The sequence below is a fragment of the Erwinia sp. genome (assembly GCF_049696395.1).
GTDB lineage: Bacteria > Pseudomonadota > Gammaproteobacteria > Enterobacterales > Enterobacteriaceae > Erwinia.
Map to the genome: position 1 here is coordinate 1 of NZ_JBAVTT010000055.1, position 24,147 is coordinate 24,147.

15 protein-coding genes and 4 pseudogenes are annotated in these 24,147 nt (G+C 51.3%); 8 read left to right on the top strand and 11 right to left on the bottom strand.

The genetic code is table 11. The features are described 5' to 3' along the window. The 3 genes from WCC56_RS07610 to WCC56_RS07620 all read left to right on the top strand — a co-directional run. A partial coding sequence (locus WCC56_RS07610) for a PTS transporter subunit EIIC (RefSeq protein WP_424691797.1) occupies positions 1-647 on the top strand: 647 nt, incomplete at its 5' end. A 57-nt stretch (positions 648-704) separates the two neighbouring features. Then, the gene (treC, locus tag WCC56_RS07615) at positions 705-2,369 is read left to right on the top strand and encodes an alpha,alpha-phosphotrehalase (protein WP_424691798.1); all 1,665 of its coding nucleotides are present in this window, start codon (positions 705-707) and stop codon (positions 2,367-2,369) included. 74 nt (positions 2,370-2,443) lie between these two features. Further along, the gene (locus tag WCC56_RS07620; RefSeq protein ID WP_424691799.1) at positions 2,444-2,896 is read left to right on the top strand and encodes a CaiF/GrlA family transcriptional regulator; all 453 of its coding nucleotides are present in this window, start codon (positions 2,444-2,446) and stop codon (positions 2,894-2,896) included. 177 nt (positions 2,897-3,073) lie between these two features. Here the strand turns inward: WCC56_RS07620 and WCC56_RS07625 are convergent, their stop codons facing one another. From WCC56_RS07625 to WCC56_RS07675, 11 genes and pseudogenes are all read right to left on the bottom strand, one after another. Further along, positions 3,074-3,766: an amino acid ABC transporter permease gene (locus tag WCC56_RS07625; RefSeq protein ID WP_424691800.1), complete on the bottom strand. Its 693-nt coding sequence runs from the start codon at positions 3,764-3,766 to the stop codon at positions 3,074-3,076. Positions 3,767-3,785: 19 nt separating this feature from the next. Continuing rightward, positions 3,786-4,478 (bottom strand): amino acid ABC transporter permease, encoded by a 693-nt coding sequence (locus WCC56_RS07630; protein ID WP_424691810.1) that lies wholly within the window; start codon positions 4,476-4,478, stop codon positions 3,786-3,788. A 69-nt stretch (positions 4,479-4,547) separates the two neighbouring features. Further along, the gene (locus WCC56_RS07635; RefSeq protein WP_424691801.1) at positions 4,548-5,378 is read right to left on the bottom strand and encodes an amino acid ABC transporter substrate-binding protein; all 831 of its coding nucleotides are present in this window, start codon (positions 5,376-5,378) and stop codon (positions 4,548-4,550) included. Positions 5,379-5,394: 16 nt separating this feature from the next. Further along, a complete protein-coding gene (locus tag WCC56_RS07640; RefSeq protein WP_424691802.1) occupies positions 5,395-6,135 on the bottom strand; it encodes an amino acid ABC transporter ATP-binding protein in 741 nt (246 codons plus the stop codon). A gap of 14 nt (positions 6,136-6,149) precedes the next feature. Then, positions 6,150-6,716, bottom strand: a complete 567-nt coding sequence (locus WCC56_RS07645; RefSeq protein ID WP_424691803.1) for a peroxidase-related enzyme — start codon at positions 6,714-6,716, stop codon at positions 6,150-6,152. After that, positions 6,713-7,195 (bottom strand): CMD domain-containing protein, encoded by a 483-nt coding sequence (locus tag WCC56_RS07650; RefSeq protein WP_424691804.1) that lies wholly within the window; start codon positions 7,193-7,195, stop codon positions 6,713-6,715. Before WCC56_RS07650 ends, WCC56_RS07645 begins: the two co-directional genes overlap by 4 nt. After that, positions 7,192-8,661: an NAD(P)-binding domain-containing protein gene (locus tag WCC56_RS07655; RefSeq protein WP_424691811.1), complete on the bottom strand. Its 1,470-nt coding sequence runs from the start codon at positions 8,659-8,661 to the stop codon at positions 7,192-7,194. The genes WCC56_RS07650 and WCC56_RS07655 overlap by 4 nt, the downstream gene beginning before the upstream one ends. A gap of 337 nt (positions 8,662-8,998) precedes the next feature. Continuing rightward, the gene (locus WCC56_RS07660) at positions 8,999-9,958 is read right to left on the bottom strand and encodes a LysR family transcriptional regulator (protein ID WP_424691805.1); all 960 of its coding nucleotides are present in this window, start codon (positions 9,956-9,958) and stop codon (positions 8,999-9,001) included. Positions 9,959-10,275: 317 nt separating this feature from the next. Further along, positions 10,276-10,407 (bottom strand): annotated as a pseudogene (locus WCC56_RS07665) (DUF1471 domain-containing protein); the annotation flags it as partial. Continuing rightward, a complete protein-coding gene (locus WCC56_RS07670; RefSeq protein WP_424691806.1) occupies positions 10,407-11,747 on the bottom strand; it encodes a putative bifunctional diguanylate cyclase/phosphodiesterase in 1,341 nt (446 codons plus the stop codon). The pseudogene WCC56_RS07665 and the gene WCC56_RS07670, both read right to left, overlap by 1 nt. 826 nt (positions 11,748-12,573) lie before the next feature. After that, positions 12,574-12,729: pseudogene (locus tag WCC56_RS07675) on the bottom strand (IS5/IS1182 family transposase); the annotation flags it as partial. 146 nt (positions 12,730-12,875) lie between these two features. Between WCC56_RS07675 and WCC56_RS07680 the strand changes: the two are divergent. From WCC56_RS07680 to WCC56_RS07700, 5 genes and pseudogenes are all read left to right on the top strand, one after another. Beyond that, positions 12,876-13,535 carry a DUF4158 domain-containing protein gene (locus tag WCC56_RS07680; RefSeq protein WP_424691807.1) on the top strand — a complete coding sequence of 220 codons (660 nt, stop codon included), beginning with the start codon at positions 12,876-12,878 and terminating at the stop codon, positions 13,533-13,535. Next, a pseudogene (locus WCC56_RS07685) lies at positions 13,508-14,351 on the top strand (Tn3 family transposase); the annotation flags it as partial. The gene WCC56_RS07680 and the pseudogene WCC56_RS07685, both read left to right, overlap by 28 nt. A 345-nt stretch (positions 14,352-14,696) precedes the next feature. After that, complete coding sequence (gene macA / locus WCC56_RS07690) at positions 14,697-15,737, top strand: macrolide transporter subunit MacA (protein ID WP_424691808.1); 1,041 nt, start codon at positions 14,697-14,699, stop codon at positions 15,735-15,737. Then, positions 15,737-16,865: pseudogene (locus WCC56_RS07695) on the top strand (ATP-binding cassette domain-containing protein). The gene macA and the pseudogene WCC56_RS07695 overlap by 1 nt, the downstream one beginning before the upstream one ends. A gap of 177 nt (positions 16,866-17,042) precedes the next feature. Further along, on the top strand, positions 17,043-24,147 hold a 7,105-nt coding region (locus WCC56_RS07700), incomplete at its 3' end, for an amino acid adenylation domain-containing protein (protein ID WP_424691809.1).

Consider the following 24,147-nt stretch of genomic DNA (forward strand, 5'->3'; position numbering starts at 1 on the left):
ATCTGGTGTTGGTGCCGCTGTTATCTCTGCTGTTGGCGGTGTTGCTGGCCCATGCGTTGATTGGGCCCTTTGGCCGAGCGATCGGTGATGGCGTAGCCTGGGTAGTCAAATTCGTGATGACCGGAAGTCTGGCACCGATTGGGGCAACGCTGTTCGGTTTCCTCTACGCGCCGCTGGTGATTACTGGCATCCATCAGACCACGCTCGCCATCGATATGCAGATGATCCAAAGCACGGGAAGCACGCCGTTATGGCCGCTAATTGCCCTGTCTAATATTGCTCAGGCCTCCGCAGTGCTGGCAATCATCCTTATCAGCCGCAAAGCTGGCGAGCGCGAAATCGCCGTTCCGGCCGCTATTTCTGCTTACCTCGGCGTGACTGAACCCGCGATGTACGGCATCAACCTGAAATACCGCTTCCCGATGCTGTGCGCGATGATCGGTTCGGCGGTGGCTGGCCTGATGTGTGGCTTTAATGGCGTGCTGGCTAACGGGATCGGCGTAGGGGGATTACCAGGGATCCTGTCGATCAAACCCCAGTTCTGGCCGATCTATTCACTGGCTATTTTGATCGCTGTCGTCCTGCCATTGTTGCTAACGCTGCTGGTCTACAAACGCAAACAGCGCCGGGGTGAATTGCCGGTTTAATGTTGATCTTCACTGAAACCCGGCCCGCCCTGTTATTCGCATCAAAAAGGACTTCTGATGAGCAATCTTATTCCCTGGTGGCAGAACGGCGTTATTTATCAAATCTACCCGAAGAGTTTTCAGGACAGCACCGGCGATGGCTACGGCGATCTCAATGGCGTGATCCAGCGGCTGGATTACTTGCAGACATTAGGTGTTGCGGCGATCTGGCTGACGCCAGTGTATGTGTCGCCTCAGGTTGATAATGGCTATGACGTGGCAGATTACTGCGCCATCGATCCCGCTTACGGTACGCTGGCCGACTTCGACAGACTGGTCAGGGAAGCACACCAAAGGCAGATCCGGGTGGTGATGGATATGGTGTTTAACCACACGTCTACGGAGCATGCGTGGTTTCAGGCCGCTTCCGACCAGCGGAGTCCTTACCGACACTATTATGTCTGGCGCGAGGGACGAGGTGAGCGGCTGCCAAATAACTGGCGATCCAAATTTGGTGGCCCGGCCTGGCAATGGCATGACTCTGGTGAATATTACCTGCACCTTTTCGACCCACAGCAGGCGGATCTGAACTGGGAGCATCCTCCGGTGCGTGAAGAGCTGAAGCAAATTTGCCGCTTCTGGGCAAACAGAGGCGTGGATGGCTTGCGACTGGATGTGATTAATCTGGTCTCCAGGCAGTCTGGCCTGCCTGATGACCTCGGTGGGGATGGACGGCGTTTTTACACCGACGGGCCATTAATTCATCAGTATATGCAGGAGATGAGTCAGGACGTTTTTCAACCTCTCGGGCTGATGACCGTAGGCGAAATGTCTTCCACCACGCTGGAGAACTGTCAGCGATATGCGGCGAACGACGGCAGTGAACTCTCGATGACCTTCAACTTTCACCACCTGAAAGTTGACTATCAAAACGGGGAGAAATGGACGCTGGCAGCTGCGGATTTCGTTGAACTCAAACGCCTCTTTAACTACTGGCAGCAGGGGATGCATAACCGCGCGTGGAATGCGTTGTTCTGGTGTAATCACGATCAGCCGCGCAGCGTTTCACGCTTTGGCGATGAGGGAGAATGGCGCATTCCTGCCGCGAAAATGCTGGCAATGGTGCTACATGGGATGCAGGGAACGCCGTATATCTATCAGGGTGAAGAGCTGGGCATGACCAATCCAGGCTTCACTCAGATTGCGCAATACCGCGATGTGGAAAGCCTGAATATCTTTGCCGAACTCACCGCTAAAGGCCGCAGCGAGGCGGAGCTGTTAGCTATCCTCGGCAGTAAATCTCGCGACAACGCCCGCACCCCGATGCAGTGGAATGGCTCAGCCAATGCCGGATTCACCAGCGGCACTCCGTGGATAAACTGCGCCGAAAACTTCCTGTCAGTGAATGCTGAACAAGCGCTGGAAGCGGCAGATTCGGTTTTCCACACCTATCGTCAACTGATCTTATTGCGTAAACAACTGGTCTTACTGACCAGTGGTGATTACCAGGAACTTTCGGCAGGCCATCCAGCTCTGTGGTGCTATCAGCGCAGCTGGCAGGGCCAATGCCTGTTGGTGGTCGCCAATCTGAGTCATGAGCCGCGAGACTGGCATGCAGAAGAGATCTCTTTGCTGGCTAACTGGCATCTGCTGCTGAGTAATTACCCCGATACAGCCGAGAGACCCGGAGCCCATCGTACGTTAAGACCGTTCGAAGCCGCCTGGTGGTGGCTGGAGGGCTAGCCTGGGATCTTTACCATCAGCCACCTGCCTCAGCGTATTTCGAGGTGGGGATTTTTTATCAAGGAAGAGAGGAAATGGATGTGGAAGAAAAAGGAAAAAGTGTTAAGCCTCCGCTACGCAAAATAGTGGCACAGCGTAATCATGACAGTGCACGGGTCCCGGAGCTTCTGGAGGAATATGCTGATAAACCTCTGTATCTGCTGATAGCGTTATGGTGCCTTCATCAGAACGGCTGGAGTGATCGGCAACAAATCTCTGATGCATTTGCTATTACCGAACGACGGGCGACTTTTCAGATGTTCTATATTCTGCGCCATAAAACGAGGATTGACTGTTTGAGCAGGAAAGTACGGAGTGGTGGCACAGGAAGATTACGTTTACAGATTAAAGTGCAGCAGGTTGATTTAACTGTCGCCTCACGCAGGACTTCTGCAAAAATGCGCGGTGAACGTAAAAAAGCGAGCCGGGTGGAAAAGAAAGCCGGCTGGCGATGGGTGTTGATGCGACAGCCGCCAGACTGTAAATGATGTCATTTTCATGCGTAACCCGATAGCCAGGCAAAGTCTGCCTGGCCTAATGCAGGGGCAAAAATGACTGAGTTTCTTAGGGTAATACAACGCTAAACCGGGGATGGCTTACTGACCTTGCGAAACCAGCCCGAAGGCTGGTTTCAGTAGCAAAGAATCTTGCTAAAACGCGGTTCCTCAGGTGCGAACCCGCAGCGCAGCTTCGATCTTGTCAGCGACTTTTGTCACGACGTAGGCAATCACCATATAGAACACTACCGCAATCAGGAACGCTTCGAGGTAGTAGAAGTTCAGTGCGGCAGTCAGCTGAGCCTGGGCAAAGATATCCACCACTTCAATAGCGAAGGCCAGTGACAGCGCCTTCATGATCACCATAAACGAGTTCGCCAAATCCGGGATGGCAGCCACGATAATTTGCGGAAACAGAACCCGACGGAACAGTTGGCCATTGCTGTAACCCAGCGAATGAGCCGCATCTGACTGACCACTGTCGAAGGAATTCAACGCACCTTTCACCACTTCGGCCTGGAATGCAGCCACACAAGCCGTCAGCGCGACGATAATGATCGCCCAGTTCGGCATGGCATGAGCGTTAATTTTCACCCTAAGCAGCGAACTCACCGACTCCAGCGCCAAAGGCAAACCGTAATAGGCGAGGAAAATCACCACCACCATCGGGATACCTTTGAAGGTGATTTTGTACAACACCACCAGTTGACGAAGCACCGGGATCTTCTTGTGTTCAATGAATGCCAGTAAGCCACCAAGCAGCGTCGAGATCACGAAGATAGTTAACGCCATTGCCAGTGTGACCGGCACGGCATCCATAATGCTCCAGAAGTCCGGCAGCAGCACATCAATATCAAACATATTCTGAGTCCTTATTCTGTCAGACGCTTGCCGTGAACTTTATCTTCGTCGCCGCATTTTTCGAAGTGTACTTCGCATGACGAATTTCAAAGAAGCGCACGATGAGCCAGGCTGCCAGGCACAGCAGGGAATAGATAACCGCCAACACCAGATAAGTGCCGAACTGATACTGGTTGTAATCCCGCTCCATAATCAGGTGAGCCGTAGCCATCACATCTGCCGCACCGATGTACATCACCAGCGCCACATTGTGGATCAGATAAATGATCGAATTACCGTAACCCGGCAAGGCAATGTGCACGGCCTGCGGGCCAATAATGCGCGTCAGCTTCTGGCGGAAGGTATACCCCATGCTGTCCGCCGCATCATGCTGACCCCTTTCTACCGCGAGGTAAGCAGGGCGCATCACTTCAGACAGATACCCACCGTGATAGAAGCTTAACCCCACCATGGAAGCGATGTTGGCAGTGATAAAATCTTCCATGCCAAACTCGCTGGCCACCAACGGCAGCCCATAAAAGGCGACAAACAGTTGCAGCACGACGGGAACACTGCGGGCATAGGAAACATAGAGATCGGCCAGCTGGCTGAGCACCGGTATCCTGCGCACGCGCAAGGTTGTGGCCACTATCGCCAGAAAGAATCCGGCGATCAGGGCGACAAACATAATCGCTAACGTCAGCGGCAAAGCCGAGAGCAGCTCGGGGATCATGGTTGAAAGATTCACGTTGAAACACTCCTGGGTGCAGCTTTGCCCGTCGGCGACAAAATAAGAACAGCGTTACTTCATGTATTTGACGACGTCTTCGCCAAACCATTTCTGTGAAAGCTTGTCCAGCGTGCCGTCGTCTTTCAGCTCTTTCAGCGCTTTATTGATGTCATCGTTCAGCGCCTGATTTTCAGCCGAGCGGTGGATCAACACATAGGTGTTGTTAATGGAAACCGGCTCGCTGGCTTTGATTGCCAGTTTCTGATTATCAATAACGGTCTGCTCACCCAGGTTTGAAGGCAGGATCAACGCATCATACTTGCCGTTCTGCACTTCCTTCAGGCGGTCCGGATAGGGAATACCGGCGCTCGAAGCTTTAATCTTCACTTTGTCATTTGGATTTTCTTGCTGCCACTGGGTGACAAATTTATAGACGCCGCCGCCAGCAGTCACCGGCACGATGTTCTTGCCAACCAGATCTTTGAGGCTGTTGATGTTGCTGTCTGAACGGCTGTAGATCTTCATCAGACTGGCGCCCATTGGGCTGTCCGGGATCATAAACTGTTTGCTGCGGGCTGGGGCTTTGTAGAAGCCGCCGGTTGCCATGTCGTATTTGCCGGTAGCCAGACCGGTTTCCTGGGCAATGTCTGCCGCGCCGGTCATGACAAATTTATACTGTGGCAGTTTGGCATTGATGGCTTTCAGCACGTCAGGCTCATAGCCTTCTGGCTCTACGCCAATCGCGCCCCAGGAAAGCGGCTTAGATTCTGCAGCGGTAGCGATTTTGATGGTTCGCACTGCGGTATCAGCGGAAGCGGCGAAGCTGATCCCGGCGGAAGCAAGCGCCAGGGTCACACCGCCGAGCACGGCCAGGCGACGTAAAGTGGTCGTAATTGCAGGCATGTCTTTATTCCTTTTATTAGTAGAGTGCGTGTTCAGAATTCAGGAACTGGGCGAGTCGCGGAAGGGACGGCGTATCGAAAATCTCCGTCGGCGTGCCTTCAGCGGCTACAACACCCTGATCCATAAAGACGATTCGGTTAGAAATACTCTTCGCAAACTGCATTTCGTGCGTGACCAACAGAGAGGTGATCCCAGACGAGGTCACGTCCTGAATCACTTTCAGCACTTCGCCGACCAATTCAGGATCCAGGGACGAAGTCGGTTCATCAAAAAGGATCACATCGGGTTTTACCGCCAATGCGCGTGCGATGCCGGTTCGCTGCAACTGCCCACCCGAAAGCTGGGAAGGATAGTGATCCTGTTTGGCAGAGAGGCCGACCCGCTTCAACTCTTCCATGGCGATATCCCGCGCTTCTTCTTTCGATTTGCGCTGGACGACCACCAAAGGATCCATCACGTTTTGCAGTACGGTCATGTTTTTAAAGACGTTGAACTGCTGGAAGACCATCGCCGTTCGCAGGCGGATCGCCTGAATAGCTTGTTTATCTGGCGACTGATAATCCATCTGGATTTGGTCGAAGGTGATCAAACCGGCGTTGGGCTTAGCCAGATAGTTAATGCACCTCAGCAACGTGGTTTTACCGGTGCCGCTTGGGCCGATAATGGACACCACGTCCCCGCGTTTTACCGAAAGATTCACGCCTTTCAGGATGGGAGAACTGCCGTAAGACAGCTTAAGATCGTTGAGTTCAAGCATGTTGGTAGTCCTCTTTATTTCCCAGGCGTGGCGTGGCCAAGCACATGCATCAGGCGGTTAGCCCAGCCAAAGATTGAAATAGCGTGGATCAGGTCGATGATTTCGACTTCTTCCAGGCCTGCAGATCGCAATGAGGCGATGTCGTCCACCGTCGCTTCAGAAGGTGCGGCAGATAACCGACGGGCGAAGTGATAAATGGCGGCATCACGCGGGCCCAGCATGTCAGGTTTTTCAAAATAGAGCGCGCTGACCAGCTTATCGCTTTTCGTCAGCTGAGCATGGCGGCGAGCATGGACCACGGCGCAATACTTGCACCCATTCACTATTGAAGCGCCAAGGGCACCCAGCTCGCGATCGGGGCGGTTCAGCCCACCTTCAACATACATAATCGCGTTAAACAACAGGGTGCGGGCAACATAGCTTTCCGGATCGTGAGCCAGCGTGCGCACGTATTCCGAAATCTTCTTGTTAGAAGGCGTGACCTTCATCGCATCAAGCTGGGCCGGCGTTGCGTCCGCCACTTCTACTGGCGCGATATAAGGATGCCAGGCCAAAGGTTTCAGGGTGACGAGTGGGATCATGCGGACCTCATCAGGCGCAGGCCAGCGGCAACGCGCGTCTGAAAGTTAACAAAGGCGATCAGTTCCGAAAGCGCAACGATTTGTGCGTTGTTCAAACCGGCCTGCTCCAGCCGCGTGATGTCGTTGGCTTCTGCATGAGCAGGCGTAAGCGTAATGAGATCCGCATGACGGACAATCGTAGCCAATGGCTCCTCTAAATCCGTTTCACCCCTGGCCAATTTCAGCAGCTGTGCTGAAGGCGTAAGCTTTGCCAGTTGCGTTTCATAGTCGACGATCAATTCCTCGGCAGAATTAAGCGCTGCCATTCGGCGGGCCAGTGCCAGGCGCAAAGCCTGCTCAAGGCCCTGATCGTCTTCTGGCTGTAAAACGGAGAGGCGGCAGAGTTCTGCGCCTTCTACAAATTCCGGGCGAAAGCGGCGTGCGTTGAACAACTCGTCGTCCGGTGAGAGCCCGGCAGCTTTATCAATTGCGTCGATCACAACTTGTTCTCCTGATGTAGCAAGGGGGTTGAATCAACCCATTCGTCACCCTGCAGTTCCGGGATGTTGTAAGCCACCATACTGGCAAAGTGGGCTTCAACATCTTCTGCAAACAGCGAGGCGGTGATGCCGCGAACCAGGCGATCGGCACCGGCACTGACCGCCGGAATATCTCCGGAGACCTTACCGTGCGTCAGCATCGCCGCATCATTAAAGCAGTGGATATGAGCCAGCATCGGGCAGGTGCCCGCAACACGCTCACGGAATTCAAAGGACGGGCCCAGATCAGGCGCTTCCAGCATATTCTGTCGTGCTGGTCCCATCTCTGGCTGATAACGGCCGTCTGACCAGTTACGGATATGCGAAGCCAGCGCGGAAAATTCCGGGCGTCCGTTAAAGTCATTGGAAAAGCCGGTGGCCGCGATCAAGAAATCGACCTGTCTTGGACCCTGAGTGGTTTCAATCAACAGGCCATCAGCCTGTTCTTTTACCGCCACGATGCCGCAGTTCAGCAGGAAGCGGGCATTAGGATGACGAGAGACACGCAGAGTTGAAGAGCGTGGCGGCGGTGTCTGGGTAGAGGCGGTGTAGTCGACGAACTTCCACTTCCAGGCATCAGGTAATTGATGCATACCGTGCACCACGCCCTGGCTGCCGATGCCGGTCATTTTATTGATGCGCGGCATCTCTTTCCGGCGGATAAGCATTTCTACAGAACCGGCACCAGCCTCAAGCGCTGTTGCCGCGTTATCCATAGAAGAAGCGCCAGCGCCAATCACCGCCAGGCGTTTGCCTTGCAGGGCTTTAAAATCAATCTCGTCTGCCGAGTGTGCCCAGTAAGCCTGATCGATCCCTTTAAGGAAATCAGGAACGGCGAAGCCACCCAACCCGGAACGACCCGTAGCCAAAACCAGACGGCGGGTAAGCACACGGCCTGTTTCTGCCCCTTCCACATCCAGCGCTATCAGCTCGCCAACCTGCGAGATCCCGGTCATGCGAACATTGTTTTGCACCGGCAGATTGAGCACATTGCGGTACCAGACCAGGTACTCCATCCACTGGCCTTTAGGAATTTTATCCAGCTCCTGCCAGGCCTGTGGCCCCCATTGGGCGGTGAACCAGGCGCGGAACGTCAGCTGAGGCAGGCCCAGTGCCGGGCCGTGGAGCGTTTTCGGGGATCGCAGAGTTTCCATGCGTGCGAAAGTAATCCAGGGTCCCTCCAGACCTGCCGGGGCGGCATCATAAGCCACGACATTATCGATGCCGGTTAGCAGCAGCTTTGCCGTAGCGGCCAGTCCGCACATGCCAGCGCCAATGACGACAACATCGCGGACGGCTTCGCCCTGATGCAGGTGCTGAGGAACCCAGGGTTTTGCAGGCAGCTCAAGGAACTCAAGATCTTGCTTGAGTTGGGCTTCCAGCGCAGGAAGGCCGATGGGCAGTGGCGAAACAGCAGGCGTCGTCATCATAATGTTCCCTGGCTTGTGCTCAACTCAGTCGGTCACAAGTGCTGCGGTAAAGGCCTGGCGAGGATAACGTCCGGCATGAACAGCACCAGCAAACCGATAACCTTATTATCTGCCTGGTGCATGATTTGGCTTTCATTATCTCAATGGCGCATAGTAAAAAGTCAGTTTTCGCATAATCCACTGACCCTGAAGGGGAGTCAAGCAGAGCGATTACTTATTAACCAATGAAATTCTTATATCTTATGCTGAAAAAAGCATATGCCGCATTCAGCGGCAGTGAAAAGGCCTGGCCGCGTCAGCGAGTAGAGATTAAGAGAAGGGAGGGTGGACTGGATTAGTCGTTGTTAATCAACTTCATCACTCGCTGATGTTCTGAGGCAGGCAGACGCTGGAAGGCTGGAAGCAAGTCTGTGGCAGCTTGTTCCAGTGCTTCAACCAGCGAGTGGGCCGCAGCAGAAAGTTGGCGACCTTGCGGAGTGATCACGCCAAAAAAATAGGGGATCTCTTCTTCTAGCGATCGGATAGCGACACCTTCCAGCGGCATTCCCCAGGCGGTGACCGGCTCCAGAATAGCCACGCCAAGGCCGGCACGCACACAGGCAAGAATATTGGCGGAGGAGTTTGTCTCAATGGTTTCCTGAGGCGGAACCTTGAGCTTTTTCAACGCTTTTTCGAAACGTCCGCGCAGGCGTAAAGGGCTCCAGGGAACAATCATCCGTCGTCCGGCCAGACTGGCAATCGCAATCAACTCTTCCGAGGCTAACGGGTCGTTTTCGGGCAGCGCGACCACGCAACGTGATTGCCCAATCCAGTGCAGGTCCACGGCATGATGCTCAAGCGGAAGACTGCAAAGACCGAGATCTGCTTCGGCAGTGATCACCGCATGCGCCGTCTGTTCCGCAGACTGACTGACAATCTGCACTTTATTTTGTAATCCCAGTAAGGCCAGCGCCTGAGGCAATAAACCAGCGGCTAGGGCTGGTGTGGCGGCAATACTGAGTGGACGATGTTGCTGATGACCAATTTCATTCGCCCGCAGACGGATTTGTTGTAGCGACAACAATGCTTTTTGCACGTACTGATGCAGTTGAAGCGCTTCTTCAGTGGGATGAATGCGTGGGCCGTTACGGATAAAGAGCGGATACCCCAGCGACTGTTCCAGTTCCTGAATCAGACGAGAAACCGAGGATTGTGAGCGATCCAAAGCTTTCGCCGCGGCGGTCACGCTGCCAGCGGAGATGACGGTGGCAAAAGCTTCCAGCTGTCGCAAATCCAGGTCATGTAAAGTTGTCATCCCGCCAAAACCCCTAACTGATTGATAAGTCCCAACATGCGTGTGGGAAGCCTTCACATCATAGAGAGACTGCGGGGAATAATCTACAGCCCGTAACCGGTACCCTCAACGGTAATGACTCCGCCGTTAACAGACTGCAGGGATCTTTCAGTTAACGGCAGCAGGCAGGTTGGCCTGGACGGTGGTGACATGCAGATGGTGATCCATCTATATGATAAACAACAGATAATATCTTCGTTATGGTAGATTAGGGGTTCCAGAGCCCAGGCAGTTAACTGCCCGGCCTCTGAAATTCCGGCTAAAAGGCTGGTATGGCCTGCCGTCATGTGCACGCCATTGTTAAAGGTGGCTTCGGTAATCTTGTAAGAAGCGCCAACGGCGGCAGCCTGTGCAGAAATTTTTGCTTCAGCGGCATCTGACGTCGTGGAGGTTGCCGTAATGCTCTGGCTTACGTGGCGGGGGCGCTATTTAGGGTATTTTTAAGGGTAAAGTCCCGAAAATCAGCAATGCTTAAAGGCCGGGAGAAGTAAAAACCTTGAAAAGCGGTGCAACCAAAACTCTTCATCAACGACCACTGTTCCGGGGTTTCAATCCCTTCAGCTAACACCTCGAGTTTAAGATCCAGTCCCATACGTGCGATGTTTCTGGCGATCACGGCGCCTTTCATACTTTCTCTCGCCCCGAATACAAAGCTTCGATCGATTTTTATCTGCTCAAGTGGCAGGCGGCGCAAATAACTTAATGATGAAAAACCGGTGCCGAAATCGTCCAGCGAGAACCTGAATCCGGCATTTGCCAGCGCGGTCATTTTTGCCACAACCGTTTCAATATCAGAAGCAAACACGCTTTCAGTCAGCTCAATCTTGACCAGTGAGGGCGTTATCTGTGCGATTTTGGCCTGGTTCAGCAGGCTTTGAACAAAGTCAGCTTTCATCAGATGGTCAACGGTGACATTGATGGACAACGTAAGCTGGCTGGTTTTAGGATCTAATCGCCAGTCCGCTAATTCTCTGAAAGCATTAATGATGACCCAGTCTCCCACTGAAGGCATCAGGCCTGCCCCCTGAGCATCCGGAATGAATTCCGCAGGGAGAACCATCCCTTTCTTGGGATGATTCCAGCGTAAAAGCGCTTCGGCGCCAGAAATATGCCCCAAAGAATTTAACAGCGGCTGATAATAAATAACGAATTCATTATTATAAATGGCATTCTGAATAGAACGGATTTTTTCGTTGCGGCGAGAGAAGTCGGCGTGCATGGCGACGATGCCCCCAGCCAGAATAGCGGTAGATAAGGCGCCGTTAACCCAGGGTAAAAAATGCCTGAGTTCATGAGGAAGTGATTCTGCGAAAGAGAAGACTAAATTGGTTGAGCTAAATAGACTGAACGTTGCCAGACAAAACAGTATGATGATGAGCTGGGGCAAACTATTCTTTCTTTGGTAATTAATATAACCTACAAGAGCTATCGTTAAAAAGTATAAGTGCGTGGTTCTGGGGTTATCAATTCCTGGTATATCAAAGAATAAACAAAAATAGATGCCATAGATGATATGGACCAGTTGAGCGAGCATCAGCCCCACTGAGAAATTACTCTTTTCGGTTATTACCCAGCAAATAACCGCAACAACAATCAGGATGAGATCTGAGTAGGCCAATTTCCATTCATGCAGCAGGGAAAATGCAACGCACCATCCGCAGATGACAACTAAACTAATGATGAACGCCGTTCGACACATAAAAGCAAGATGTTCTTCACCCGGAGATTTTACGATTCTTTGCTTCGGCATGGTGCAGGTGACTCCACTTCTGTTGAAGGTGCTCTTTAATTTTTATAGCGATGAAATAAAAATTAAAGAGGATCTGGTGATGATGCAAGAAAAACCATTAACTCAATAAGTCACTTGATGATACTGACAGAGTGAAGTAAATCCTGCCGCATCATTCATTTTTATAAATGAAACCCTTGTAGATTTGTTTAGAATATAAATGATGTTCGCCTTTCATGTTTCTGGTTATTTATAGTGATAAACAGGAGACGTTAACCACATCAGTAAATTCATATAAAAAATCGGTCGTTAGTTATACCAGATTGAAGACTCACTGAGCAATATTTTCATTTGTGTATTACTTTTGCTTTGAGAGAAAAAAGTGGCGGGTAATTATCTAAATCAAATTAATGGTTTAGTGTGATGCTGGTATGATCTAGCGTTTCGAAATGGGGCCTGTTTGCTTGTTGCTCTGGGCATCAGATCCTTCATGTCTCCGACATAAAACCGCAATAAAATATATCAGGGACTCATGTTAGCGGTTGTTTTGTTCAGTGAGGTTGGAGCTACATTGAGGGAATAGAGGCAGCCACATTACTTTTGCTGCTAAAAATGCTCTCGCTTGCTCATTTCAATCATCCTTGAGACTCATCCCTGCTTGCGCCAGTTATATTCCCAGTAAACCCTGCCAGCATAGGCCGCTGCAGCACGCTAGCCGCAATCGTTAATTTACTGCAGTTATTTCTTATTCGATGGTTTTAACCCCCGGTTAAGATCCTGAATGCGCTTCATGGTTTTTACGGCTTTCTTGAATAAATCGGGTTTAGGTAAAAACTCTCCCTTTCAGTCATTTCCTCAGGCAATTCGTACAGCCTGCTCGCGTCATTTTGTTTAAGGCACGGATCATGGCCATAGCTTCTCCAACCTGCGCATTATAATCCCGCAGCGTCAGATGCCCACCGAACATTTTTTTAACACGGTACATCGCCGTTTCTGCCACCGAAATCAGGAGTGTGGTGATCTGATCCTGGCTACGGCCAAAAGTTCGATTTATTCAACAAAGCCCCTTCATCACTGAAATTTTTCATATGTGATTATAAAATCGCCAATGATGGTGCCTCATGATGAGACCTGCAATGGAGTGATTTTGTGGACGATTGGCGAGAAGAGGCCGAACAGAGTAATGTTTGGCTATTAAATGCTGAGCAATTAGCTCTGTTGCCAGGAATGACTGATACAGGTCGCCTGGGTTTTTCTATGCAACTGAATTTTATAGAGTTAAAGGGTCGATTCCCTGGAAATAATATCCAAGTCAATACGGATATTACTCAGGTATTAGCCAAGCAATTATCTGTTCCCATCAACGCTATTGATTTATATGATCCCTGTTCCCGTGAGGGACAAAGGCATCGACGGACAATTCAGGATTTTTTAGGATATCGACCCTCTACGGGTGCAGATCTGAAACAACTTTTCCATTGGCTATGCCATGAGGCATTACCGCTAGATCCTCAGGCTCGTCACGGTCGGGACGTTGCTTTTGACTGGTATCGTACCCAGCGAATAGAACCGCCAGCTAGCGATGAACTCGACAAGACCATACGCTCTGCCGTTCGTCATTATGAAGCACTATTACAAGCTGATATTTACAACCGGCTGAGTATTGACAGCAAAGTTGCTATTAACCACTTGCTCTATACTGATGATACGAATGAGACAAAAAAACATCGGCCAGCAATCTCAGTAAACTCAAAATGGATCTCGGTAAATCCAGTCTGGAAAATGCACGTTACGGTGGACGAGGCGTGATGACCTACTGGCATGTGGATACGCACTCAACGTGTATTTATTCACAACTGCAGCGCTGCTCTTCATCCGAAGTGGCCGCTATGATGGAAGGCATCCTGCGGTACTGTACTGACATGGAAATCAACGACCAGTATGTTGACAGCCATGGTCAAAGTGAGGTGGCCTTTGCATTCAGCTATGTGTTGGGATTTGACCTGCTGCCACGCCTGAAAGGTATTGCCAGGCAAAAACTCAATTTGTGCGGAAAAGAGGATGCTGCTTTGTACCCCCATTTGACACCGATTTTAACCCCGGGGGATCGACTGGGAACTCATTTCACAGCAGTACGACGAGATAATCAAATATACGGCAGCACTCAGGGTCGGCATGGCCGAACCGGAGGCTATATTGCGGCGCTTCACCCGTAACAATGCACAACATCCAACCTATAAGGCACTGGCTGAATTGGGTAAGGCGATTAAGACTATTTTCCTTTGCCGTTATTTTCATGATGAGTCTCTGTGCTGCGAAATTAATGCTGGTCTGAACGTTGTGGAAAACTGGAAAAGCGCCAATAATTTTATTTTTTAGGGTGAGCATAGCGAATTTACCATCAACCGAACAGCTGAGCAGGAATTGTCGATGATGTCACAGCATCTGATGCAAATCAGTCTGGATTATATATTATTATGTTATTGATTCAGAATATTTTTTCTGATCCGGCCTGACGCCAACGAATGACCGAGGAGGATTGGCGTGGACTAACGCCGTTGATATACCAACACGTTAGGCCGTAGAGAAATGGATATGGACCAACGGCTTGCACTGGCAGCCTAATATTGTTTAATGGGTCTGAAAATTTGAGACGCATTGATGAGTAAATAAAGCGGTGGTTTGTGAGAATCGAAAGTGTCGTTTTTCGCATGACGTATTTTCAGATCTTAGCGATTCTCAAAATCCATTCTTGAAAATTTATTCTTAATTCCCTATGCTCTCGACGAGTTTAGATAAATAATCAGTCGGCAGGTGAGGGAAAATGAAAAACAAATTGCGGTTTGAGGTACAGGACAATTTTGACTGAATTGGTAGGAATAGACGAAATAGTTAGGGAAAAATATCCATATGTTAAAAGGACGAACAAAGTGTAGGCTACCAGGGGGAGGCGCTTTAGTAGCGATTGCTATGCTGGTCTGTTGGCATTTCAGCCAACCGCTGCCTGCGGAGTTTAAAACGGTTAAGGTTACCCAGCGTGATTTTCAACAGAACGTTTTGGCGACCGGCCAACTGGATGCGGTACGTAAGGTTGATGTGGGGGCTCAGGTTAGCGGACAGCTAGAGAGCCTGAAGGTCGAGATTGGCGATAAGGTGCAAAAAGGCCAACTGCTCGGCATTATCGATCCCCAACAGGCACAAAATAGCATCCGCGAAGGCGAGGCCACGCTACAGCAACTGCAAGCCCAGCTGCAACAGGCGCAGGCGGAGCTGCAACTGGCAGAGGTCACTTTGCAGCGTAACCGCGAACTGGCCAAGGTGCAGGCGTTATCGCGCCAGGATCTGGATAAATTGACCACCGATCTGGCGGTGAAAAAGGCGCAGGTGGCAAACACCCGGGCGCAGATCGCCAAAAATCAGGCCAGCCTGGATACCGCCAGGATCAATCTGGCCTATACCCGCATTGAAGCGCCGATGGACGGTGATGTGGTGCAGATCACCACCTTTCAGGGCCAAACGGTGATCGCCGTACAGCAGGCCCCCAACATTCTGACGTTGGCAGACATGAGCACCATGCTGGTGAAGGCCCAGGTTTCCGAGGCGGACGTGATCCACCTCAAACCAGGGCTGAAAGCCCGGTTTACCGTGCTGGGCGATCCGAACAAACGCTTTGAGGGCGTGCTGAAAGACATCCAACCCACCCCAGAGAAGGTCAATAACGCCATTTTCTATTACGCACGTTTTGATGAGCCCAATCCGCAGGGATTGCTGCGCCTGCAAATGACCGCGCAGGTGCATATTCAGCTGGCTGGCGCCAGCGATGCGCTGGTTATTCCGCTGGTAGCGTTAGGGGAGCAGATCGCCGACCACGTTGCGGTGCTGCAACAGGGCCAGGAGCAGCTGCGGGAGATGACGATCGGTATGCGTAACAACCTGGAGGTGCAAATTGTCAGTGGATTGGCAGCCGGTGAAGCGGTAATTGTCAGCCGCGGTGGCGTGGAGGACAGCTGATGGCTGCACTGTTGGAACTGAGTGATATCCGGCGTAGTTATCAATCCGGCGATAAAACCCTGGAGGTATTGAAAAGCGTCAGCCTGCGGATAGATGCCGGTGGGATGGTGGCGATCATCGGGGCTTCCGGCTCCGGTAAATCGACGCTGATGAACATTCTCGGCTGTCTGGACAAACCCAACAGCGGCATTTACCGCGTGGCCGGACAGGACGTGGCCACGCTAAAGGGTGATGCATTAGCCCAGTTGCGGCGCGAGCATTTCGGCTTTATCTTCCAGCGTTATCATTTGCTGCCACATTTGAGTGCGGCGCAAAACGTGGGGTGCCTGCTGTTTACGCTGGGATGAATAACTCGGCCCGGCATGCCAGGGCGGCGGCCTTGCTGCAACGCCTGGGGTTAGGGGAACGTATCGCCTATCGGCCAAGCCAGCTGTCCGGTGGGCAGCAGCAGCGTCCTGGCAGCAGATGGCCGACCGTTTCCGGGAGGCGCTGTCGATGGCATGGTGGGCGATGGCGGCCAACAAGATGCTCAGCGTCTGGGTGCCTTATACCACGATGGCCAATCGCCTGATGGGCAACGACTACTTCGATTCGATCACCCTGCGTATCCGCGATGGCTATAACAGCCAGGAGGCAGAACAGCAACTGACGCGGCTGTTGACGCTGCGCCACGGCAAGAAAGACTTCTTTACCTACAACATGGATAGCCTGGTGCAAACGGCGGAGAAAACCACCCGTACACTGCAACTGTTCCGATCCTGGTGGCGGTGATTTCGTTGGTGGTGGGGGGGTATTGGCGTGATGAATATCATGCTGGTTTCGGTCACCTAAAGAACGCGTGAAATCGGCATCCGCATGGCCGTAGGCGCTCGTTCCGGCGACGTCCTGCAACAGTTCCTGATTGAGGCGGTGCTGGTCTGCCTGGTGGGGGGGGTTTTAGGGATCGTGCTGTCTTTCACCATTGGCTTGCTGGTGCAGTTGGCGATGCCGGGTTGGCAGATCAACTTCCCGCCGGTGGCTCTGCTGAGTGCATTCCTGTGTTCCACAGGTATTGGTGTCGTGTTCGGTTATCTCCCTGCGCGCAGCGTTGCGCGGTTGGATCCGATTGACGCATTGGCACGGGAGTAATCAGCCAAACCATAATTTCACCCTGATCCGCGAGTACTGCTGAACCCTCGGCACAATAACGTTCAGGTGATACCTATTGCTGTGGGTCGATACTCACGGTGTTGGTCGTGCGATGGCTCAAGCCAGCCAAAATATTTAAAATATATATCAAGGAGTAAGATAATTATGGAAAATAATATGGAAAAAATAACGCTCACCCCCTACCAGACAATTTTTTATTATGAGTGGCTACAAGATACCGATCGCAGTGATTACAATATAGTGATCGACAATACTATTGTCGGTGAAATAGACAAAAAAAAGTATAACGATAGTTTTGAACAAATGCTTAACGAGCATTTTATTACCCGTCATAACATTGATGACGGACCTGATGGGGCCTTTTGGGTACCGAGAGAGCCCGTTTTCAATTTAGTCACCTATCACGACACCCCGTTAACCGATGAAGAAATTTATTCGTTAGTTTCTGCCCCCTTTGACTTAAGAAATGACCCACTGGTACGGATACATTTGATTTCTCTTGGGGCAGAACGATACCGTACATTGTTTATTTTTCATCATATTGTTGTCGATGGCATCAGTACCGAAGAGATCTGGGACAAATGGCGTAAACGCTATAATGGCATCGACTATCAGGTGCCATCGCTGCAGGAACAGGGGGTTATGCACCAGCAGCTTTGTCATAATTTCGCCACGCTTCTGCAAGAAAAAGGCGAACAAATGCGTGATTTTTGGCGCGAGCGTCTGGGCGATCTTGAAGGCGTTGATTTACGCTTTTTACAAACGGGCCGCCAGCTTACAACCGCTGCAACCCGGCGTCAGATCGGCGAGTTACTGTTTGGTTTTGATGAAGATATCAGCCGACGCATAAAGCTGTTACTGCGTAAGTATAAGTTGACCACTTACCTGTTCGGGCAAATGGTCATGGCGCTGCTGTTACACAAAATGTCAGGGCAAAAAGCCGTTGCGCTCGCTTACCCGGTGGCGATCTCTGAAGGTAAGGAGCTGTTGTATGGCGCGCATATCAATACCTTGGCCATTGATTATCGCTTTGCGGATGATGCGACGATCCGTAGCGTTATTGCCAGTGTTCATCGTTATTACACATCATTAAAACAGACAAAAGCCAAATATTTACCTGTCCATGAGATCCTGGCTTGTGGTGAGGCCTCCGGTGTACTGGATGTCGCTTTTGCCCAAACTTTCCTGCGCGATCATCAGACCCATTTTAGTGGTGTCTTGGATGAGTCGGCCAATCACGACTTTCATATCGACCTGGTGAATGAACTGCTGTTTGAACAGGAGGTGTTAGCGAGTGGTATCAACTATCGCGTCAGGTTTGATAGTAACGTCCTTGATGCCGCATTGGTTGAGAATTTTATTGAGCTCTATAAAGATCTGTTTATTAATACGCTCGAAAAGCTGCTTGCTGGTGAAGTAGACACGCCAATCAATTCCATCACGCTGATTGCGCAGCCGCCACAACACACCCAGTATGTATGCGCTGACGCTAAAGTCCCTCAACATTCTATTGTCGAACAGTTTGAGCGTATGGCCGCGGCTTACCCAACCCGCAACGCCGTTGTTTGTGGCAATCAAACACTTTCCTATCAACGGCTTAATCAGCAGGCCAACCGTCTGGCTGATTACCTAAGGTGTGAACTGCGGATTAAGAGCGGCGATTTCGTCGCCCTGTGCCTTGAAAAGTCGGCAGCAATGCCCGTATGTATTCTTGCCATACTCAAAACTGGTGCCGCCTATGTTCCGCTTAACCCTGGCGAGGCCGGGAACAGGTTAAGTTTTATTCTGCAGGACACGCAAGCTAAAGCCATCTTGGGCGATAGCGCCAGCGTGAGCTATTTGAATGAGATTGCAGAGCTACCGCAGGTGCCGATTATTGCCGTTGATAACCCGCAGTTTCAACGCGATCTGGTTGCTCAGCAGCAGCCAGAGAACCTTGATATCGCCATAAGTTTGCAGCAGTTAGCCTATATTATTTATACCAGCGGCACGACAGGTAAGCCAAAAGGCGTCATGATTGAACATGCGGGATTAATCAATCTGGCGCGGGTTCAGGGCGAAGCGTTTGGCATGGCACCTGGCGAGGAGTCGGTAAAGCAATGTCTTTGGTATGCCGCCTATGTTTTTGATGCTCATGTCTCTGAACTCTTTACGGCGATTGCCAATGGCCATGTGATACATATTTTGCCGGAAAATAAGCGCAAGGATTTAGATGCGTTAGCGGCATATATTGCCGATGCCAGCATTGATATTGCTACCATTCCCCCGGCATTATTGGATAAAAACTCCCTGTTAGCGCTCTCTACTCTGGTTGTTGCTGGTGAACCTTGTAATCGTGAGGTTATGCAACGTTATCGTGCGCAGGGAACCACAGTCATCAATGCCTATGGCCCGACGGAAAGCAGTGTCTGTGCAACGTTACACTATTACGAAAATGGCGATAGCAACCTCAATATCGGCCTGCCGCTGCTGAATCTTGATGTGCATTTTTTAGATGAGCACTTGGCACCTGTCCCCGTCGGTGTTATCGGTGAGCTTTATATCAGTGGCGTTGGCCTGGCCCGGGGTTATCTGAATGATCCGCAGCAGACCGAGCGCGCCTTTATCGCCAATCCCTTCCAGAACGACGAGCAAAAGCAGCGTAATGAAGCGGCACGGCTGTATAAAACCGGCGATCTTGTCCGCCGCTTGGCCGACGGTAACATTGAGTATGTCGGCAGGCGAGACTCCCAACTGAAGATCCGCGGTTTCAGAATTGAACTAAGCGAAATTGAAATGCAGCTGGTGCAAATTCCGCAGATTATCCAATCGGCGGTCATTGCACATAAGCTCCCGACGGGAGCGCTGACTTTAGTTGCTTACTATGTTGCAGATGTTGCTTTGGACAAAGAGCAGATCATTGGGCACCTGGCGGATGCTTTGCCTGACTATATGATCCCGCTGGCCTATGTTCATTTAACGGCGTTCCCGATGACGGTTAACGGTAAATTAAACCGGAAGGCATTACCGTTGCCCGATCTGAGCGGGCAGGATGACTATGTCGCTCCTGCCGATGAGAGGGAAATGGCGCTATGCCAGATCTACAGTGAGATATTAGGCCAGGCGCCGGGTCAGGTTGGTATTAATGACGATTTCTTTAAGCTGGGCGGCGATAGCATCAGCGCCATTCAGATGGTGAGAATGATCCGTCAAAGGCTAAAGGGGGCGGTCAGCGTAAAAGATATTTTCGACTGCAAAACCGTTCGTTTACTTGTCCGGAATATCGTGCTGGACGGCGATGAGCATCACATCAAACCTCTCTCCGAATCGGGGATGTTGAGCGGCCCAGCGCAGTTGCTGCCGATCCAGCAGTGGTTCTTCGAACGGGTCAAACTGGGCACTTTTTCTGCTTATCAGCACTGGAACCAATCCTTTGTCCTGAATGTTCCCCAGTTGGATATTGGCATTCTTAACAAGAGCCTGGCGCTGTTATTTGCCTATCATGATGTCCTGAGGCTGGTCTTTACACGTGACGGTAACGGGGGTTACAGCCAGCACTACCAATCGGAAGTCGGCGAAATACCGCTGTCGGTTATTGATGAACCCGTGGGGGCCGAGCAACAAATCGCGCTATTTGATCGGTGGCAAAGTGAGTTTGATATCTTTAGCGGCAAGCTGTGCCATATTGGCTATATAACAAGCGAAAATGCGCCACGTACGAAGCTACATTTTGCTTTCCATCACCTGATTATGGATGCGGTAAGTTGGCATATTATCAAACAGGATCTGGAAAGGATTTATTGCGAGCTGGAAGCAAATACGGCGGGTATTATCGATCCCGTTGAGATTTTAGGTGATAAACCCACCAGTTATCGTCAGTGGGCTGCCCTGGTACAGGATTATGCCAATCATCAGGGAGCCAATGAGGAAACTCTTTATTGGCGTACTATTATTGGCGGCCTTGGTAACTATCGCCAACGGATAGCGCCGCTTTTCACCTCGCCATCGTTGAGCCAACGCGAGTTATCGTTAAACAAAACGTTAACGCAGCATCTGTTGGGTGGGGTACATCATGTGTTCAATACCCAGGTTAACGATCTTCTGTTAACGAGCTTCGTTGAGATCCTCAATGAGTTTACCGGGCTGCCTACCCAGTACCTGACGCTTGAAGGCCATGGCCGAGAAGCGCTCGATACCAGCGTCGATATCCATCGTACGGTTGGTTGGTTGACCACTATGTACCCGGTTCGCTTGAGCAGCGAGGGGGACTGGCGTCAACGGATAGTGAGCGTCAAAGAGACCGTTGGCGGGATCCCGCGCCGGTGCGTTGGATTTGCGCCGCTGATGGGGTATGACGCCGACCAACTGCCACCGGTTAGCTTTAACTATTTAGGGCGCTTTGATGAGGTGCAGCAGGAGGGATGGTGCTTCAGCCCTATAAACAGCGGACAAACCGTTGCGCATGAGAATGGCGAAGCGCATCTGCTCAGCGTCAACTGTGGTGTAGTTGGCGGGGAACTGAGAATACGCCTCTCCGGTTACCTGACGGATGACGTATTGCAAAACCTGTCGAGCCGTTACCAGTGGGCGATTGCAGGTGTTATTGAGCGCTTGATGGGGGAAAGTCGCACCTATCTGACCGCGCGAGATATTGATGGGGTAATACCTCAAGCAACACTTGACGCTCTGCAGCGTGATACCGAGCTGGAGTCGGTTTATCTGGCCAATAGTTTGCAGGAAGGCTTTATTTACCACGCGTTATCGCAGGGTGAAGTCGACGATGCCTACCATACCCAGATGTTCTGGGGCTATGACAATGCGCTGGATATTGCTTGTCTGAAGCAGGCGTGGTTGCAGGCGCAGCAGCATTATCCATCGCTCCGTTTGCGGTTTAATTGGGATGAAGAGTTGGTGCAGATTGTTGATGCCCATGCTGCACTGAACTGGCATTTCTTTGATCTCAGCGGAAAAAGCGAGCACCAACAGCAAGCCTTCTTCTCTGATTTATCTGCCCAAGATCGAGCACGGCCTTACGATTTGTCGATCAGCGGGCTCTTCCGTGTCTATGTGGTCAAAAATGCGGATGAACGTTACCGCTGCATTTTCAGCTGCCATCACGCCATCATGGATGGCTGGAGTAACCCGCTGCTGATTGAAGCGGTGCATAAATTCTATCTGGCGTTGTTGCGTGGTGAAACGTTGAAGCAGGAAGGTGACCATGGTTTCCACCAGGTTCAGCGTTATATACAGTCGCACAAAAGCGATCATTTACCGTACTGGCGGGACTATCTGGCACCACAGGATGAACCCGAAGATTTAAATATCTTGCTGTGTGGGCAGGCGAAGCACGTTCAGTTAAATGAATATAAGCACATTAAAACGTCGAAAACACAGCGGCTGATGTTTGATGAGCCGTGTTACCAACAGCTGAAATCTTTCACTGCCGAGAACGCGATAACCCTTAATGCGCTATTGCAATATTGCTGGCACAAAGTGCTCAGCATTTATTCTGGCAATGCGGCCAGCATCGTTGGCACAGTGGTTTCAGGCCGTAATCTGCCCGTGGATGGCGTGGATCAAACTGTCGGATTACTGATCAACACACTGCCGCTGATCGTCGATCATCAGGCTTCTGTGTCGGTCCTCACGGCTATTCAAAACCTGCAGGACGCAATCAACGAGGCGAATACCCGCAGCCATGTGAATCTGGCTCAGCTACAACCGGCAGGAAAACGCCTGTTTAACTCTTTGTTTGTCTACGAAAACTACCCGATGCCCAGTGGGGATATCGATAGCGATTTACGGCTACGTTTCGACAGCGCTAACGAGAAACAAGATTATCCATTGGTGGTGACCGTGCTGGAACAACAGCACCTGGCGTTGAGCCTGCATTATGCCGATGAACTGTTTGACGATGTGCTGATCGAACAGCTGCTGAACACGATGAGGACGTTGGTAGAAAATATTGGTCAGGATGCCTCTCAGTCTCAAACCGAGTTGCCTTATCTACAGGCGGCGCAGTATCAAACGATGATCCACCAGTGGAATGATACCCGCAGGCCCTACGAGCATGATAAAACCCTCGCCACGCTGTTTGAAGCTCACGTGGCCGCCTCACCAGACAGCGTCGCCGTAGAATTTAACGACGTGGTGTTAACGTACGCACAGTTAAATCAACAGGCGAACCAGCTAGCGCATTATTTGCAGCAATGTTGCCAGCTGCGCGCCAACGATCTCGTAGGTCTCTATCTTGAACGCAGTGAGCAGTTGGTCATTGGCATTCTGGCCATACTGAAAGCGGGCGCGGCCTATGTGCCGATGGATCCGGATTCCCCCGATGAGCGCAATGGCTATATTATCGCGGATGCCAAGGTAAAGGCGGTGCTTTCCCAACGGCAGGATTTACAAAGGTTAGGCCTGATGGCACCCGGTGCGATGCTTATCCCTCTTGACGCACCAGAAACTACCGCGCGTTTGGCGCGCTGTGCAACAGATAACCCATGCAGCAATACCGGCCCCCACGATCTGGCGTATGTCATTTATACCAGTGGCACGACGGGATATCCTAAAGGGACTCTGATAGAGCAACGCTGTGTGAACCGATTGGTGATTAATCCCAACTATGTTGAGATCGGTGGACACGATCGCATTCTTGGTATTTCAGGCTATCAGTTTGATGCCTCCGTTTATGACATCTTTGGGGCGTTGTTAAATGGCGCCGCGTTGGTGATTGCCGATAAGCCAAATATCCTGGACTTAGACCGTCTCTCTCAGCTTATTGTCGATCGTCAGATCAGCAATTTCTTTGCCACGACCGCCTTCTTTAATACGTTGGTGGATGCTGAACTGCCTGGGGTGCAGCGGTTGAACTACCTGCTGTTCGGCGGTGAGCAGGTGTCCGTTAACCATGTTAATCGTTTTAGAACGCTTTACCCTCAGGTCAAGTTGGTACATGTTTACGGGCCGACGGAAACGACAACTTACGCTACGGCCTATTTGACCAACACGGCGACACAGGCGTTTGATTACACTGTTCCCATCGGCCGGCCAATCAGTAATACCCAGCTGTATATGCTCGACGAACAGCTGCGCCCCGTCCCACAAGGTGCGATTGGCGAGCTGTATATCGGGGGTGCTGGCGTTGGGCGCGGCTATCTGAATAATCCGCAGGCGACAGCGGATGCGTTTATTGCCAATCCGTTTCGCAGTGACGCCGAACGCAGCCGCGGTGAAAATGCCCGCCTTTATAAAACCGGAGACCGGGGCCGTTACCTGCCGGACG

What these genes read in the sequence shown, in the direction of transcription:
- macA (WP_424691808.1), top strand. Translation starts at nt 14,697, where the DNA reads ATGCTGGTCTGTTGGCATTTCAGCCAACCGCTGCCTGCGGAGTTTAAA.
- WCC56_RS07645 (WP_424691803.1), bottom strand. Translation starts at nt 6,716, where the DNA reads ATGATCCCACTCGTCACCCTGAAACCTTTGGCCTGGCATCCTTATATC.
- WCC56_RS07660 (WP_424691805.1), bottom strand. Translation starts at nt 9,958, where the DNA reads ATGACAACTTTACATGACCTGGATTTGCGACAGCTGGAAGCTTTTGCC.
- WCC56_RS07620 (WP_424691799.1), top strand. Translation starts at nt 2,444, where the DNA reads ATGGATGTGGAAGAAAAAGGAAAAAGTGTTAAGCCTCCGCTACGCAAA.
- WCC56_RS07630 (WP_424691810.1), bottom strand. Translation starts at nt 4,478, where the DNA reads ATGATCCCCGAGCTGCTCTCGGCTTTGCCGCTGACGTTAGCGATTATG.
- WCC56_RS07670 (WP_424691806.1), bottom strand. Translation starts at nt 11,747, where the DNA reads ATGCCGAAGCAAAGAATCGTAAAATCTCCGGGTGAAGAACATCTTGCT.
- WCC56_RS07640 (WP_424691802.1), bottom strand. Translation starts at nt 6,135, where the DNA reads ATGCTTGAACTCAACGATCTTAAGCTGTCTTACGGCAGTTCTCCCATC.
- treC (WP_424691798.1), top strand. Translation starts at nt 705, where the DNA reads ATGAGCAATCTTATTCCCTGGTGGCAGAACGGCGTTATTTATCAAATC.
- WCC56_RS07635 (WP_424691801.1), bottom strand. Translation starts at nt 5,378, where the DNA reads ATGCCTGCAATTACGACCACTTTACGTCGCCTGGCCGTGCTCGGCGGT.
- WCC56_RS07625 (WP_424691800.1), bottom strand. Translation starts at nt 3,766, where the DNA reads ATGTTTGATATTGATGTGCTGCTGCCGGACTTCTGGAGCATTATGGAT.
- WCC56_RS07655 (WP_424691811.1), bottom strand. Translation starts at nt 8,661, where the DNA reads ATGACGACGCCTGCTGTTTCGCCACTGCCCATCGGCCTTCCTGCGCTG.